Source organism: Arthrobacter sp. SPT-J7, from assembly GCF_059089965.1.
In genome coordinates this window covers 1-14,455 of the sequence record NZ_JBNHFF010000064.1, presented here as the reverse complement: position 1 = coordinate 14,455, position 14,455 = coordinate 1, and the positions used below count along the sequence as shown (strand labels likewise).

The window sequence follows — 14,455 nt, the reverse complement described above, 5'->3', positions numbered from 1 at the left end:
CTTCTTGTTGGCGGATTGAACCACATCAGGAACAGGCCGGCCAACGACGTGCAGACGCCCACGATGGTCAAGCCCGCCACGCTGAAGCCGCTGGTGGCCACGATGGCGCCTGCGGCAGGACCGATCATAAAGACCACTTCGGTAGTGATCGCGTCCAGGGCGAAGGCGGTCCGGCGCTGTTCGCCGTCCGCCAGTACGCCCAGGGACTGGCGTACCACGCTGAAGATGGGCAGCGTGAGCAGCCCGCCCACAAACACCAGTGGAAGGAGCCACTGATAGGAGACGTGCGGCACTATCGACCAGATGACGGTCTCGGACACCACAGAGGGAATCAATGCCCTGCGCAGGCCTACGGTGTCCACCCGCCGCCCCCGCCAGGGAGCGCCCAGGGCGATACCGATGGTCATCACGGCAGCGGCGGCACCCGCAGCCGCGTACCCCTGGCCCAGGGTGAGGACAATGTGCAGGGTCAGCAGCACACCGGCCGCCGAGTGCGGGATACGGGCGATCATGCCGACCAGAAGCAGCCGCCGGATGGGCTGGACGGCCAGCAACTCCCGGTAGAGAGCGAAATTCACGAAAGATCCTTCGGTCTGCCGCAGCCGGCCGGGGTCCCCTCCTGGCAGCAGCTAGTGGACAGCGCGCCGCAGTTTGAGTTCCATGGAGTCGACCCGCTCACCAAACAATACATTCCGGGACCACTCAGCCTGCAGTCCGGCAACCAGCTGCTGCACCCCGTCGGCGTCCAGGCCGTCGGCCAGGTACAGGACCACCTGCAGCTCGGGACCGGCGCCGCCGCCGGCAAGGACGGATCCGTCGGCGGTTCGGGCCGCCACCCCCCTGCCCGGAAGAAGTTCCAGGCCGCGCACCGCCGGGAAGCCCGCCGCAGCCCGGCGCATCTCGCCGGCCAGGACGTCGTCGGTGTAGGACGGGATCCAGTCTTGCTGCTGGGCCAGGGCCCACATGGCCGGCCTTCGGACCACAAACGTTATTGCCGCCCCCGGGTCCAGGACCAGCAGGTCAGCGCCTTCGGAGACCGCAGAAAGGGCAGCCCTGGCTGCGTAGACCGCGACGGGCCGCGCTTCGGGGTGCCAGGCTGCCAACGCTTCAGCAGACGTGAAGGCAGGCATGGCCGTCCTGCCGTCGGCGGCCTTGAGGGTGACCAGAGCCATGTCGGCCTGTTTGTCAGCCTGAAGGCCATCCTGGCCCTCGGCTTCTTCGGCGAGCTGGGCAACGATCGGAATAAAAACGCGGGCGGTGGCCAGCGCGGCGACCACAGCAGCCTCGTCCCCCCGCCGTGCCTGCAGGGCCGCAACGGCGGCGACGTAGCCGGCGTCGGCCGTTCCGTCGTCGTCCTCGAAGTTATGGATCCTGGCGGCGTCACCGGCGAGGCTGCGCCCCGCCCAGGGCTGCCCGGCAGAGTCGGCGGCGCTACCTGCCCCAGCCAATGCGGCGGCAATGTGGCTGGGAAGGTGGCGCTGCGGCGGGGTGCCTGGTTCGTTGCTGGCCATGGTGTCTACTGATGCTGCGTGCCGGCTGCCTAGCGGCGGCCGGCGATGTCCAGGGCCTCGGGCAGCGTGAAGGCCCCGGCATACAACGCCTTGCCAACGATGGCACCTTCAACGCCCAGCGGTACCAGGGAACGCAGAACCTTGAGGTCATCCAGGCTCGAAATACCTCCCGATGCCACCACCGGCTTGCCGGTCTTTTCGACCATTTGGCGGAGCAGTTCCACGTTGGGTCCCTGCAAGGTACCGTCCTTGGTCACGTCGGTAACCACATACCGCGAGCAACCTGCTTCTTCGAGCCGGCCAAGGACATCCCAGAGGTCCCCGCCTTCCTTGGTCCAGCCGCGGCCTGCCAGCGTGGTTCCGCGGACGTCGAGCCCGACGGCGATCTTGTCACCGAAGCGTTCGATGGCCCGGCGGGTCCATTCCGGGTTCTCCAGCGCTGCCGTGCCGAGGTTCACGCGGGCCACGCCCAGGTCCAGTGCCGCCTCGAGCGTGGCGTCGTCCCTGAGGCCGCCGGAGAGCTCAACCTTGATGTCCAGCCGGCCAACAACGTCCCGGAGGAGCTCAGCGTTGGAGCCACGGCCAAAGGCCGCGTCAAGGTCCACGAGGTGGACCCACTCCGCACCCTGCTGCTGCCAGTTCAGGGCCGCCTCCAGCGGAGTACCGTAGCTGGTTTCGCTGCCTGCTTCACCCTGGACCAGCCGGACGGCCTGGCCGTTGACGACATCGACGGCGGGAAGCAGTTCAAGTATCGGCAGGTCGGTAGCGGAATTCATCGTGATCCTCAGTGTTAGGGGGCAGGGAGGTGCGGCGGACAGCTGGCAGGCGGGCCGTCGGTTATTCAGCAGCTAGTTGGCCGGCAGCGTCAGCAGGTAGGCGGCAAGCAGCGCCATGCCCGCCAGGACGTAGAACGAGACCTGCGTCCAGAGGGGCTTATGCTGCTGCCGGAAGGACAGCGCGCCACCAATCAGCAGGCCGGCGAGGCCCATCAGGATAACGGACCACATTCAGGCGCCGCTGCTTGGCGTTTCGCCGGTTTCACCCGGTTTACCTGCCGCGGGAGGTTTGCGGAGAGCTTGCACCCAGTTGCGCAGGAGCCTGGCGCCGGCGTCGCCGGACTTTTCCGGGTGGAACTGCGTGGCGCACAGCGGGCCGTTTTCGACCGCGGCGATGAAGGGGGCACCGTGCTCTGACCAGGTGACGAGGGGCGCCGCCATCCGCGGCTGGACGACGTCAAAGTTCCACTCCTGCACGCCGTAGGAGTGCACAAAGTAGAACCGCTCGTTTTCGACGCCGGCGAAGAGCTTTGACCCTTCGGGCGCCTTCACCGTGTTCCAGCCCATGTGCGGAACGACTTCCGCCGGCAGGAGTTCCACCTTGCCGGGCCATTCGCCGATGCCTTCAGCTTCCGTACCGTGTTCCACGCCGGCTTCGAAGAGCACCTGAAGGCCCACGCAAATGCCCAATACGGGGCGGCCGCCGGCGACCCGGCGGCCGATGAGGCGGATGCCGTCCACGGCCTTGAGCTCGCGCATGACCGTTTCAAAGGCTCCGACGCCGGGAACCACCAGGCCGTCGGCGTTCAGGACGTCCTCGGGCTTGGAGCTGAGGATCACCTCTGCGCCTGCGCGCTCGAGGGCGCGGACCGCTGAACGGACGTTCCCGGAGCCGTAGTCCAATACGGTTACCGTAGGTTTGCCCTCCGGCGAGGGCAGCTTCTGTGCAGCTGAGGGATCGATGATGGCGCCGTCCCGCAGCACCTGGCCGCTCACAGCGCGCCCTTGGTGGAGGGGATGCCTTCAACGCGCGGATCGGATTCGACTGCGGCGCGAAGGGCACGCGCGAAGGCCTTGAACTGGGCCTCAACGATGTGGTGCGGGTCCCGTCCGGCGATGACGTTCATGTGGAGGCAGATCCCTGCGTGCAGGGTGATGGCTTCAAAGACGTGGCGGGTGAGCGAGCCAGTGAAGTGTCCGCCAATCAGGTGGTATTCCTGGCCTGCGGGCTCACCCCCGTGGACGAGGTAGGGACGGCCGGACACGTCAACGACGGCGTGGGCCAGTGCTTCGTCCAGCGGAACGGTGGCCTCGCCGAAGCGGCGGATTCCGGCCTTGTTTCCCAGGGCGGTGCGCAGCACCTCGCCGAAGGTGATGGCAACGTCTTCCACAGTGTGGTGGACATCAATGTGGATGTCTCCGGTGGCTTTTACTGTCAGGTCGATCAGGGAGTGCTTGCAGAGCGCTGTCAGCATGTGGTCGTAAAAGGGCACCGAGGTGTCAATGTCCGAAATGCCGGTACCGTCAAGGTTGATCTCCACGAGCACGGAGGATTCACTCGTGGCACGCTCCATGCGCGCGGTCCGGGCCACGGCCGCATTGGATCCGGTGGAACTCATGGTCAAGTGTCCTTTGGGAAGAAGGAGTGGTTCAGGGCGTACAGCGCCGCTGCTACAAGTCTAGGCCGGAAGCGCGCGCTGGCCGGCAAGGATGCTTTCCAGGGAAGTGAGGAACGCTGTGGTTTCCGTCTCAGTGCCTGCCGTCACCCGAAGATGGCCGGGAATCCCGACGTCGCGGATCAGGACACCGGAGTCGAGCAGCTCCTGCCAGACCTGGTGGGGATTCTCCAGCCCGCCAAAGAAAACATAGTTGGAGTCGGAGGCGGCTGGCTTGAGTCCCATGCGGGTCAGTTCGGCCACGATCCGGTCGCGCTGCTTCTTGATGTCTTCAACATCGGCCATCAGCGCCTCACGGTGCTGGAGGGCTGCGAGGGCCGTCGCCTGGGTAATGGCGGAGAGGTGGTACGGCAGGCGCACCAGGCGCAGTGCGTCCGTGACCTCCGGAGCGGCGGCCATGTAACCAAGCCGCGCTCCGGCCAGGGCAAAGGCCTTGCTCATGGTCCGCGAGACGATCAGCCGCTCCCTGCCCGGCAGGAGGGTCAGGGCGCTGGGCGTTCCATCATGTGCGAACTCGTGGTAGGCCTCATCCACGATGACGATTGTCTGGCTCGCTTCGCCGGCCTCATACACAGCCTCCACCACGTCGAGCCCCAGGCCGGTTCCCGTGGGGTTGTTCGGCGAGCAGAGAAAAACGATGCTGGGCTGCAGCTCCTTTACCTGGAGCGCGGCCGACCCGGCGCTGAGGCCGTAGCCGTCAGCCCGTTCACCCACGATGTATTCGGTGTCCGTGCCGCTGGCCAGCAGCGGGTACATGGAGTACGTGGGCGGGAAGCCGAGCGCCGTGCGGCCGGGGCCGCCGAATGCCTGGAGAATCTGCTGGAGCACTTCGTTGGAGCCGTTGGCCGCCCACACATTCGACTCATCAAGCCCGTGGCCCAGGTATTCCGCCAAGGCCTTCCGCAGCTCGCTGAACTCCCTGTCCGGGTAGCGGTTGAGGCCCGCGGCGGCCTTTGTCACCGCTGCGCTGATGGCGGCCCGCACGTCCTCCGGCACACCATGGGTGTTCTCGTTGACATTGAGGAGGATGGGAACATCCAGCTGGGGCGCCCCGTAAGGGGTGAGCCCACGGAGGTTGCTGCGGAGGGGTAGCCGATTGAGGCGCTCTAGCTGGTCATTCACCTGAACAGTTTAGTGCCCGTACCGGGCACCGGAAAATGTGACGGCTCCCTGTCCGCACTCAGCGTGCCCCTGCCACGGGGCACGTGATACACGCTTTACCGGGGCTCCATTCCAACGCATACCGCGGCGTTTCCGGCGCGCGCTTGAAGTGTTCTACCGGGTGGGGACGTACAGTTGCTGCCCCGGGAGGACCGCGCCGGCGGCCAAATTGTTGAGCTGCACGATGTCTGCCACAACGTCCCGCGCGTCCCGCTCCGGTGCGACGCTTCCCGCAATGGCCCACAGGGACTCACCCGGCTGCACAGTGACGGTGACGGTTGGTGTCACAGCCAGGTCCGCCGCCGAGTCCGAGGCCTTGGCGGGCGAGTTGAAGAAGCCTGCCAGGGAGAGCAGCAGGGCGGCGAGCAGCACCAGGGGGATTCCGATCAGGACGATCTTCCCGCGCCGCGTCAGGCGCAGGGGCGGAAGCGGTGCAGGACGAACAGCGTGCGGCTTGTCCCGCCGGGACTTGAGGTGATGCACCGGGAATGATTCCTGCGAAGCAGATGTAGCTGACATGAATTAGCCCTCCTGGACCTTTACTGTGCTGCCCGATGTTCCGCTCCGGACCCGCCCTACCTGCGACCCTTGGTGCGGGTCTTCGAATGGCTACGTTCGGAATAGAACAAATGTTCGAACTTTGCCTCTTCCTGTTTTAGCACCTATCAACGAATAATGTCGAGACTCGCTAGAACAAATGTTTGAAAAAGCTATGTGGCTGGCCTAACTTTGAAGACAGGAACTACCACCTCGACAGTTGATCAGCAGGGTCTGACATTGACGGCGTGAACTTCAGGTCCGGGCCAAAAAGAGTCCGGGGCAACCGAAAGGCATTGGCGAATATGGCAGCAGCAGCCGCCGGGGGCAGGGCGAGCTCCCAACCGAAGAAGACCGCCAAAGGCCTGACGCCGCGGCAGAAGAAAATTCTGGAGACCATCCAGCGCTCGGTGAATGACAACGGTTATCCGCCGTCAATGCGGGAAATCGGGGACACAGTAGGCCTCGCGAGCCTTTCCAGCGTCACCCACCAGCTCTCGCAGCTGGAAAAGCTGGGCTACCTCCGGCGTGACCCGAAGCGGCCGCGCGCCATGGAGGTGTTGATGCCCCTCACCCTGGACGGTGGTTCGCCCAAGCAGGCAGCTCAACCTGCCGCGCTCCTGCCTGCCGGCACCGTCACCGCGCTTCCCACCGCCATGGACACTGCCATGGTTCCGCTCGTGGGCCGGATCGCTGCCGGTGGACCGATTCTGGCGGACCAGGTGGTGGAGGACGTCCTCGCGCTCCCCCGCCAACTGGTGGGCCAGGGGGAACTCTTTATGCTCAAGGTTGCCGGCGATTCCATGGTGGACGCCGCCATCTGCGACGGTGACTGGGTGGTGGTCCGCCGCCAGGCAGACGCGGCCAACGGAGACATCGTCGCGGCACTGCTTGACGATGAAGCCACGGTTAAAACCTTCCGCCAGCGCGACGGCCACACCTGGCTGCTGCCGCAGAACACGCAGTACGAGCCCATCCTGGGCGATCATGCCACCATCATGGGCAAGGTTGTGTCGGTGCTGCGCTCGCTCTAGCCTTTCAGGCGTTCTCCCTGGCCAGCCGTTCCAGCGCCGCGACGGCTGTCGTCCTGTCCGTTGTGGACCAGAAGGGCGGCAGTGCGCCCCGGAGGAATCCTGCGTACCGTTCGGTGGCCAGCCTGGAATCCAGCACCGCCACCACACCTTTGTCCCCCGTTGACCGGATGAGCCGTCCCGCTCCCTGAGCGAGCCGGATGGCGGCGTGGGTTGCCGAAACGGACATAAAGCCGTTGCCTCCGGCCTGTGCCACCGCCCGGGATCGCGCGGTCATCAGCGGATCGTCGGGCCGGGGAAAGGGAATCCGGTCGATGACCACAAGACGGCATGACCCGCCGGGAACGTCCACGCCCTGCCACAGCGACATGGTGCCGAACAGGCAAGTATCGGGTTCGTCGGCAAACTGCTTCACCAGTGCCGTCATGGTGGAGTCGCCCTGGCAGAGGATGGTCATGTCCAGCTTTGGCCGCAGCGCGTCGGCCGCTTCCTCTGCCGCTCGCCGGGACGAAAACAGGCAGAGGGCACCACCGTTGGAAGCCCGGATCAAGGCCTCCAATTCGGCCAGTGCTTCAGGAGACGCCCCCCGGCCGGGCTTGGGCAGGTGCCCGGCCACGTAGAGGATTCCCTGCTTCGGGTAGTCAAAGGGCGAACCGACGTCAACACCGGTCCAGCCAGGCGCACCCTCGCCTACCAGCCCCAGGCCGCCCGCTGCGGGCTCGAAGGCGGATCCGATGGCCAGGGTAGCGGAGGTCAGGACAACTGTGTGCCCTGCGAACAATCCCTCCCGCAGTCGTCCAGCGACGGACAGCGGGGCAAGATTGATCAGCGCCGGCGCAGTCTCGTCCGGCTGGGAATATCCCTGCTGCGGGTCAAAGGAGCTGGCACGGGAAAACCACACCACTTCCCGGTTCTCCCGGGCGGCAAGGAGCCGTTCGCACAGTTCCAGGATGAGCATCAGCCGGGAGCGCGCAAGCTGCCGCCCGCCGTCGGCCGATGTACTGCTGTCCCCCTTGGAGTCGGACAAGGCAGCCCTGCAGGCCTCGCGCAGCTGGTCCACACAGTCCAGCTGCTCATCGTTGAGTCCGTTGGGGAGCAGCCCGTTGGGAACCCCGGCCAGGGCCACCTCCAGGTTTGCGGCTGCTGCGTTGAGTGCATCCACCGTGATGGCTGTGTGCTTGCGGGCGCCGGCGGCAGCTGCGTGGACCATGGCCACAGACAGCTGCCCCGAGACAGCGCCCGTGACCCTGTCCTGGAGTTCATGGGCCTCATCAACCACAACGACGTCGTATTCAGGCAGCACCGCCAAACCTTCAAAAGCGCTGACGGCGAGCATTGCATGGTTGGTGACCACAATGTCGGCTTCGGCGGCGTCCTGCCGTGCGAGCTCGCTGAAGCACTCCGCGGCCATGGGGCACTTCTGTGCGCCCAGGCATTCCATCGACGTGACGGAGACCTGGCGCCAGACCCGGTCTGTGACGCCGGGCAGGAGCTCATCGCGGTCACCGGTGGTGGTCTTCTCCGCCCACTCCCGCAGGCGCACCACTTCCTTGCCCAGCTGCGAAGCAGGACCGCCCACAGCCGCAGCAAAATGCGGGACGCTGGTGTCCTCCCCCAGGGAAAACAACTGGCCCTCCGCCGGTTCCTCGGAGGGAAACCCGCCTTCAAGCTTGTGCAGGCAGACGTAATTGGACCGGCCTTTAACCAAGGCCACTTTCACTGGCCGGTCCAGCGCCGGGGTAATCGTCTTGAGGAGCCGCGGAATGTCCCGGCCCACAATCTGTGTCTGCAGGGCGAGCGTTGCAGTGGACACCAAGGCGGGCTTGTCGCTCTCCATGGCGTGGGCTATCAGGGGTATCAGGTACGCCAATGACTTGCCGGTACCCGTTCCGGCCTGGACCAGCAGGTGGTCCCCGGTTTCGATAGCCCGGGCCACCTGCCTGGCCATTTCATGTTGCCCGCTGCGGCTTTGCCCACCCATGCCGGCAACGGCGCGGTCGAGCAGCTCGATCACGAACTGCTCGCCGGCCGTACCTGTGGCTTCGTCAGCCGCCAGGTCAGTCATTGCTGATGAATGATTCCAGTTCAGCCGCGAGGCCTTCCCGGACTTTGACAACTGCCCGGGTACCGGCTTCATCGTGGTCAACGCTGATGATCTCGGCGTCGGACTCGTGCAGCTTGCTGACCAGGTCCCCGCGGTCGTATGGAATCAGCAGCTCGAGCTTGACCGACGGACGCGGAATGGCCTCGCTGATCGCCTGCAGCAGTTCGGGGATGCCTTCCCCGGTGCGTGCCGACACCACAACGTGGCGCGGTTCGCGCTGCTTCAACCGTTCCACCACAAAGGGGTCAGCGGCGTCGGCCTTGTTGAGGACAATGATTTCCGGAACCTTGCGGGCGTCCACTTCGCTGAGGACCTTGCGGACTGCAGCGATTTGCCCCTCAGGGTCCGGGTGCGATACGTCCACAACGTGAAGGATCAGGTCCGAGTCCGCAACCTCCTCGAGGGTGGAGCGGAAGGCCTCAACCAGCTGGGTGGGCAGGGAACGGACAAAACCGACAGTATCTGCCAGCGTGTAACCGAGTCCGTCAGCGGTTTCGGCCTTGCGGACCGTGGGGTCCAGGGTGGCGAACAACGCGTTCTCTACCAACACACCGGCGTCGGTCAGGCGATTAAGCAGGGAGGACTTACCGGCGTTTGTGTACCCGGCGATGGCCACCGAGGGCACCTCATTACGACGGCGGTTGGCGCGTTTAGTCTCCCGGGCAGGCTTCATCGCGGCGATCTCCCGCCGCAGCTTGGCCATGCGGGTACGGATCCTTCGGCGGTCCAGTTCGATCTTCGTCTCACCGGGACCACGTGAACCCATGCCGGCCGCTGCGCTGCCCACCTGGCCACCGGCCTGGCGTGACATCGACTCACCCCAGCCGCGGAGGCGCGGCAGGAGGTACTCGAGCTGCGCGAGCTCCACCTGCGCCTTGCCTTCCCGGCTCTTGGCATGCTGGGCAAAGATGTCCAGAATCAGGCCCGTGCGGTCAATGACCTTGACCTTGACGATGTCTTCAAGGCCACGGCGCTGGGACGGAGCCAGCTCGGCGTCGACCACAACGGTGTCGGCACCGGTGGACATCACGATGTCCTTCAGTTCAAGCGCCTTGCCCGAGCCAAGGAAAGTGCCCGGGTCCGGCTTGTCTCGGCGCTGCACGAGTCCGTCCAGAACCTCCGAGCCTGCTGTTTCCGCGAGGGCGGCGAGCTCGCGCAGCGAGTTTTCTGCATCTGCCAGGGTTCCCTCCGACCAGATGCCCGCGAGGACCACGCGTTCCAGGCGAAGCTGGCGGTACTCGACTTCGGTGACGTCTTCCAGTTCCGTGGAAAGGCCAGCCGTGCGACGCAGGGCGCGGCGTTCCTCAAGGTCCTGCTGGTCGCCGTCGTACGTTGAATGTCCATCATCCAGGCGGGATATGGCCTGTGCCTTACCCAGCACACCCTTCCCGTCGCCGCGGCTGGCATCGCCTGCCGTGCTGACGCTCTTGGCCGGTACGTCCTTGGAGAGAATCCGGTCGATCACGGCCTGGATTTCCTCAGGGCTCATGTCCTGGGCGGCTGGATCTGATCCGGTGTTGGGCTGGCTGGTCATGGTCTCCTTTGAAGATTCGGCAGTTCCAGAATAGTGCCGATTGCTGCGGGTTGGGGAAGTATTCGCGCTGGGCTGACGGCCTGCGGTCATGCAGTTCTCCTGATGGGTTCGCCGGGCCGGGAAAGCGGCTGGCGGTGGCGGCCACATCACGTAGAGGTGGCAAAAGGGAAAGGAGCCGGAGAATCGGCGAAAGAGCCAGCGGGAAGCTCGACTTTCGAGTATTGTCCGGCGGCCGGAACGATCGCATCTACGCGGGTCCGGTGCACTGGGCGGAAGGTTTAAATACCTGCGTCGCTGTGGGACATGGCTGCGGGAGGGGCAGGGCCCCTGCCGGCTACTCGAAGATCAAGAACATGGCTTCAACATTAGCAGAGGGGCAAAGGGCAGGGTTTCACTTTACGCTGCAGGGGGAACTACTCTGGCGAGTTATGGAGTCCGCACACTATTTCAGCGCATCCCCCGCCGGCCCGTTCACCCGGAAGCCGCTTACGGTTGAACTCGCAGGGGAAACGCGCAGGCTGCAGACGTCCACAGGCATCTTCAGCCCGGACGGGATCGATAAGGGAACCTCCGTGCTCCTCGCGGAGGTTCCCGCGCCCTCGCCTACCGGAAACCTGCTCGACATCGGGTGCGGTTGGGGTCCGATTGCGCTCACCATGGCGCTGCGCGCGCCTCATGCGCAGGTGTACGCAGTGGACGTCAATGAACGCTGCATCATTCTCACCAACGAGAACGCGGCTGCGCTGGGGCTGTCCAATGTGGTGGCCAGCGCGCCTGACGCTGTGGATCCGGAGGTGCGCTTCGACACCATCTGGTCGAATCCGCCCATCCGGATCGGCAAGGCCGAACTGCATTCGCTCCTGAGGCTGTGGCTGCCGCGCCTGGCGCCGGGCGGAACCGCCTGGCTGGTGGTGCAGAAGAACCTGGGCTCGGACTCGCTTCAGCGCTGGTTGTCGGCGGAACTGGATGAGTCCTTCAGCGTGAGCCGGGAATCAACCTCAAAGTCCTTCCGCATTCTGAAGGTCAGGAAAGCGTCCCTGTAGCCACAATAACGGCCGGACCGCTGAGCTCCACGTGTTCGTGGCCGCCGGGGCCGGCGAAGAATTTCACTCCTACCACACCTCCGGGGACATGCACCTGCCACGCGTCCGGGGCTTCCGCTCCGGCCCAGTGCCTGATGGCCACCGCCGCGGCGCAGGCTCCGGTTCCGCAGGACTGGGTCTCCCCTACTCCACGCTCGTGCACGCGCATGGTGACCGAACCAACGCCGTCCTGCACCAGCGGTTCGGACGGAACCACGAACTCCACATTGGTGCCGTTGGCGGGTACCGGGTCCACCACGGGCGCGGTAAAGAGGCGGGTCGCTGCGAGTTCGGCGAGTTCAGCGAGGGCTACCACGGTGTGGGGGTTGCCCATGCTGATGGACAAGGCAGGACGGGGAACTTCCAGTCCGTCAGCTGTCACCAGGGAATCCATTGCTTTGGCGGTAGCCTCGCCCGGGAAAATGAACTCCCAGGGGCCCATGTCGACGGCGTAATCCTCACCGGTCCGGACGACGGTCTTGGCCCCGGCGCGGGTGCCGATGGTGAGAGCACCGCCGTCGGGCAGGTCCACCAGGCCCTCGGTGCGGAGGAAGTGGACGAAGACCCGGACGCCGTTGCCGCACATCTCGGACAGTGACCCGTCGCCGTTGCGGTAATCCATAAACCATTCGGCGCCGGGGTTCGCGGCCAGCAGTTGGCGGCCTTCGGGCAGGAGGCGGGACGGAACGGCGCGGATCAGCCCGTCTCCACCAATGCCGCGGTGGCGGTCACACAGGGCTGCCACCTGTTCGGCCCCTATGGCGTGCATCCCCTCCGGGTCGGCAACCAGGACAAAGTCGTTGCCTGTGCCGTGCCCCTTGGAGAAGCGGAGCCCGCCCAACGTGCGCAAGGCGTGCTCTGATGTCTCGGCGAGGGTTGCGTTCATGGTGTCAAGGTTACCGGTCGGGCGGAGTTGGCCTGAAACCGGGAATTGATGTCCGGAAACAGCGACCTCCGGCCGGCGGAACCCGCCTTGAATGACCCCGCGCCCGCAGCAGGGGTGCCCGGTTCAGCTGCAGAGGGCGGCCGCGTGGGACACCAACTGCGGATCCTGCCAGTCCAGCCAGTTGACGCGGGGATCGGCACGGAACCAGGTGAGCTGCCGCCGGGCGAACTGCCGGGTTGCCACGATTGTCTCCTCGGCAGCCTCGAGGACGGTTAATTCGCCGTCAAGGACCCGCAGGAACTGCGAGTAGCCGAGTGCACGGGGCGCTGTTTTGCCCTGCCGCAGTCCCTGCGCTTCAAGCCGCTCCACTTCGGCGAGCAGGCCGCCGTCCACCATCCGGTGCACCCTGCGGGCCAGGCGGTCGCGGAGCTGGTCCCGGTCAACTGTGAGGCCGATCTGTACTGCGGGCTGGTGATACTCGCGCTGTGGCATGAAGGAGCTGAACGGCCGTCCGGTGAGCTGGTGGACCTCCAGGGCCCGGATGATCCGCCGGTTGTCGGAGAGCCGGCCGGCGGACACCGGGTCAACGGCCCGGAGGCGGGCCAGCAGTGCACCAGTGCCCTGGGATGCAAGCTGTTCCTCAAGCTGCCCGCGCAGCTGCGGGTCCGTCCCGGGGAATTCAAGGACGTCCAGGGCGGCCCGCGCGTACAGTCCTGAGCCGCCGGCGAGGATGGCCCGCTTCCCGCGTGCGTGGATGTCGGTGATGACGGCGCGCGCCTGCTGCTGGAACTGCGAAACGCTGGCTTCCTCGGTGACATCCAGGATGTCCAGGAGGTGGTGCGGCACGCCCCGGCGTTCAACCATCGTGATTTTTGCGGTACCGATGTCCATGCCCCGGTAGAACTGCATGGCGTCGGCGTTGATGACTTCGCCGTCCAGCTCAAGGGCGAGGCTTACGGCCAAATCGGACTTGCCTGAGCCGGTGGGACCGACGACGGCGATAACCGGCGGGGAGCCCACGCGTCAGCGGCTGCGGACAGGCAGGGCAGGCATCCCGAGGGAAACCCCGCCCCGGCCGTTGGCGGCACCCGGTGCCGGTGCTCCGCAGGAATCTGCCTGGGACCTGTCCCAGGCGTCGCCGGCACGGGAACGGCGCAGGCTGTAGTCCTCAAGGGTGGGGTCCGCCACGAGGTGGAAGGATGCGGCCTCTGTGATCGTGACAGTCACAAGATCTCCAGGGCGCGGCGCCGGCGCTCCTTCCGGTACGGAGAAATGCACCAGCCGCTGGTCCTGGGAACGTCCGGACAGCCGGTGGGTTTCTTCGGCTTTGCGGCCTGACTGGGCGGTCACCATGACCTCTACGCGGCGGCCGAGCTGTTTCCGGTTCTCCTCCGCAGCGATCCGGTCCTGCAGTGCGGTGAGGCGTTCGAAGCGCTCCTGCACTACGGCCTTCGGCAACTGGTCCGGCAGGTCCGCTGCCGGCGTGCCGGGGCGCTTGGAGTACTGGAAGGTGAAGGCCGTGGCAAAGCGGGACTGTTCCACAACATCCAGGGTTGCCTGGAAGTCTTCTTCCGTTTCGCCGGGAAAGCCCACAATGATGTCAGTGGAGATGGCGGCGTGGGGAATCTTCTCCCGGACCTTTTCCAGGATGCCAAGGAACTTGGTGGACCGGTAGGACCGCCTCATCTCGCGCAGGACCTTGTCCGACCCCGACTGCAGGGGCATGTGCAGCTGCGGCATGACGTTGGGCGTCTCGGCCATGGCATCAATGACGTCGTCAGTAAAGGCAGCGGGGTGCGGGCTGGTGAAACGGACCCGTTCCAGGCCCTCGATCTCCCCGCAGGCACGCAAGAGCTTGGAGAAGGCCTGCCGGTCGCCGAACTCCACGCCGTAGGAGTTGACGTTCTGGCCGAGGAGGGTCACTTCGATGGCACCGTCGTCCACCAGGGCCTGGATCTCAGCGAGGATGTCCCCGGGCCGGCGGTCCTTCTCTTTGCCCCGCAGGGCGGGGACGATGCAGAACGTGCAGGTGTTGTTGCAGCCAACTGAGATGGAGACCCAGCCCGAGTACACGGAGTCACGTTTGGTGGGAAGCGTGGACGGGAAAACATCCAGCGACTCCAGGATCTCCAGCTGCGCCTCGTCGTTGTGCCGGGC

At 65.6% G+C, this 14,455-nt stretch carries 15 protein-coding genes; 2 read left to right on the top strand and 13 right to left on the bottom strand.

What is annotated here, in order from left to right; all coding sequences use genetic code 11:
- The 8 genes from AC5RWX_RS22770 to AC5RWX_RS22735 all read right to left on the bottom strand — a co-directional run.
- Positions 1-578: MFS transporter (locus AC5RWX_RS22770; protein ID WP_494098574.1), on the bottom strand; the 578-nt coding region annotated here is incomplete at its 3' end.
- A 51-nt stretch (positions 579-629) separates the two neighbouring features.
- On the bottom strand, positions 630-1,511 hold the full coding sequence (locus AC5RWX_RS22765; RefSeq protein ID WP_494098573.1) for an SseB family protein: 882 nt from the start codon (positions 1,509-1,511) through the stop codon (positions 630-632).
- 29 nt (positions 1,512-1,540) lie between these two features.
- The gene (priA, locus tag AC5RWX_RS22760; protein ID WP_494098572.1) at positions 1,541-2,287 is read right to left on the bottom strand and encodes a bifunctional 1-(5-phosphoribosyl)-5-((5-phosphoribosylamino)methylideneamino)imidazole-4-carboxamide isomerase/phosphoribosylanthranilate isomerase PriA; all 747 of its coding nucleotides are present in this window, start codon (positions 2,285-2,287) and stop codon (positions 1,541-1,543) included.
- Between the two features lie 72 nt (positions 2,288-2,359).
- The gene (locus AC5RWX_RS22755; protein WP_181037399.1) at positions 2,360-2,518 is read right to left on the bottom strand and encodes a hypothetical protein; all 159 of its coding nucleotides are present in this window, start codon (positions 2,516-2,518) and stop codon (positions 2,360-2,362) included.
- Positions 2,519-3,283: an imidazole glycerol phosphate synthase subunit HisH gene (gene hisH, locus AC5RWX_RS22750; RefSeq protein WP_494098571.1), complete on the bottom strand. Its 765-nt coding sequence runs from the start codon at positions 3,281-3,283 to the stop codon at positions 2,519-2,521.
- On the bottom strand, positions 3,280-3,906 hold the full coding sequence (hisB, locus tag AC5RWX_RS22745) for an imidazoleglycerol-phosphate dehydratase HisB (protein ID WP_458778959.1): 627 nt from the start codon (positions 3,904-3,906) through the stop codon (positions 3,280-3,282). The genes hisH and hisB overlap by 4 nt, the downstream gene beginning before the upstream one ends.
- 60 nt (positions 3,907-3,966) lie before the next feature.
- On the bottom strand, positions 3,967-5,085 hold the full coding sequence (locus tag AC5RWX_RS22740; RefSeq protein WP_494098570.1) for a histidinol-phosphate transaminase: 1,119 nt from the start codon (positions 5,083-5,085) through the stop codon (positions 3,967-3,969).
- A 153-nt stretch (positions 5,086-5,238) separates the two neighbouring features.
- On the bottom strand, positions 5,239-5,643 hold the full coding sequence (locus AC5RWX_RS22735; protein WP_494098569.1) for a LysM peptidoglycan-binding domain-containing protein: 405 nt from the start codon (positions 5,641-5,643) through the stop codon (positions 5,239-5,241).
- A gap of 323 nt (positions 5,644-5,966) precedes the next feature.
- On the opposite strand from AC5RWX_RS22735, the gene lexA reads away from it, so the two are divergent.
- Entirely contained in the window at positions 5,967-6,695 is a 729-nt protein-coding gene (gene lexA, locus AC5RWX_RS22730) for a transcriptional repressor LexA (protein WP_494098568.1), read from the top strand.
- Between the two features lie 4 nt (positions 6,696-6,699).
- Here lexA and AC5RWX_RS22725 read toward each other — a convergent pair whose 3' ends face one another.
- Together AC5RWX_RS22725 and hflX are read right to left on the bottom strand one after the other, a co-directional pair.
- Entirely contained in the window at positions 6,700-8,757 is a 2,058-nt protein-coding gene (locus AC5RWX_RS22725) for an ATP-dependent DNA helicase (protein ID WP_494098567.1), read from the bottom strand.
- Positions 8,750-10,330, bottom strand: coding sequence for a GTPase HflX (gene hflX / locus AC5RWX_RS22720; protein WP_494098566.1), 1,581 nt, complete (start codon positions 10,328-10,330; stop codon positions 8,750-8,752). The genes AC5RWX_RS22725 and hflX overlap by 8 nt, the downstream gene beginning before the upstream one ends.
- A gap of 428 nt (positions 10,331-10,758) precedes the next feature.
- On the opposite strand from hflX, the gene AC5RWX_RS22715 reads away from it, so the two are divergent.
- Positions 10,759-11,373: a class I SAM-dependent methyltransferase gene (locus AC5RWX_RS22715; RefSeq protein ID WP_494098565.1), complete on the top strand. Its 615-nt coding sequence runs from the start codon at positions 10,759-10,761 to the stop codon at positions 11,371-11,373.
- Here AC5RWX_RS22715 and dapF read toward each other — a convergent pair.
- The 3 genes from dapF to AC5RWX_RS22700 form a co-directional block, all read right to left on the bottom strand.
- Complete coding sequence (gene dapF, locus AC5RWX_RS22710; protein ID WP_494098564.1) at positions 11,354-12,298, bottom strand: diaminopimelate epimerase; 945 nt, start codon at positions 12,296-12,298, stop codon at positions 11,354-11,356. The genes AC5RWX_RS22715 and dapF overlap by 20 nt on opposite strands.
- A gap of 123 nt (positions 12,299-12,421) precedes the next feature.
- Positions 12,422-13,318, bottom strand: coding sequence for a tRNA (adenosine(37)-N6)-dimethylallyltransferase MiaA (miaA, locus tag AC5RWX_RS22705; protein ID WP_494098563.1), 897 nt, complete (start codon positions 13,316-13,318; stop codon positions 12,422-12,424).
- 3 nt (positions 13,319-13,321) lie between these two features.
- Positions 13,322-14,455 (bottom strand): MiaB/RimO family radical SAM methylthiotransferase (locus AC5RWX_RS22700; protein ID WP_494098562.1); only part of this gene is annotated, 1,134 nt, incomplete at its 5' end.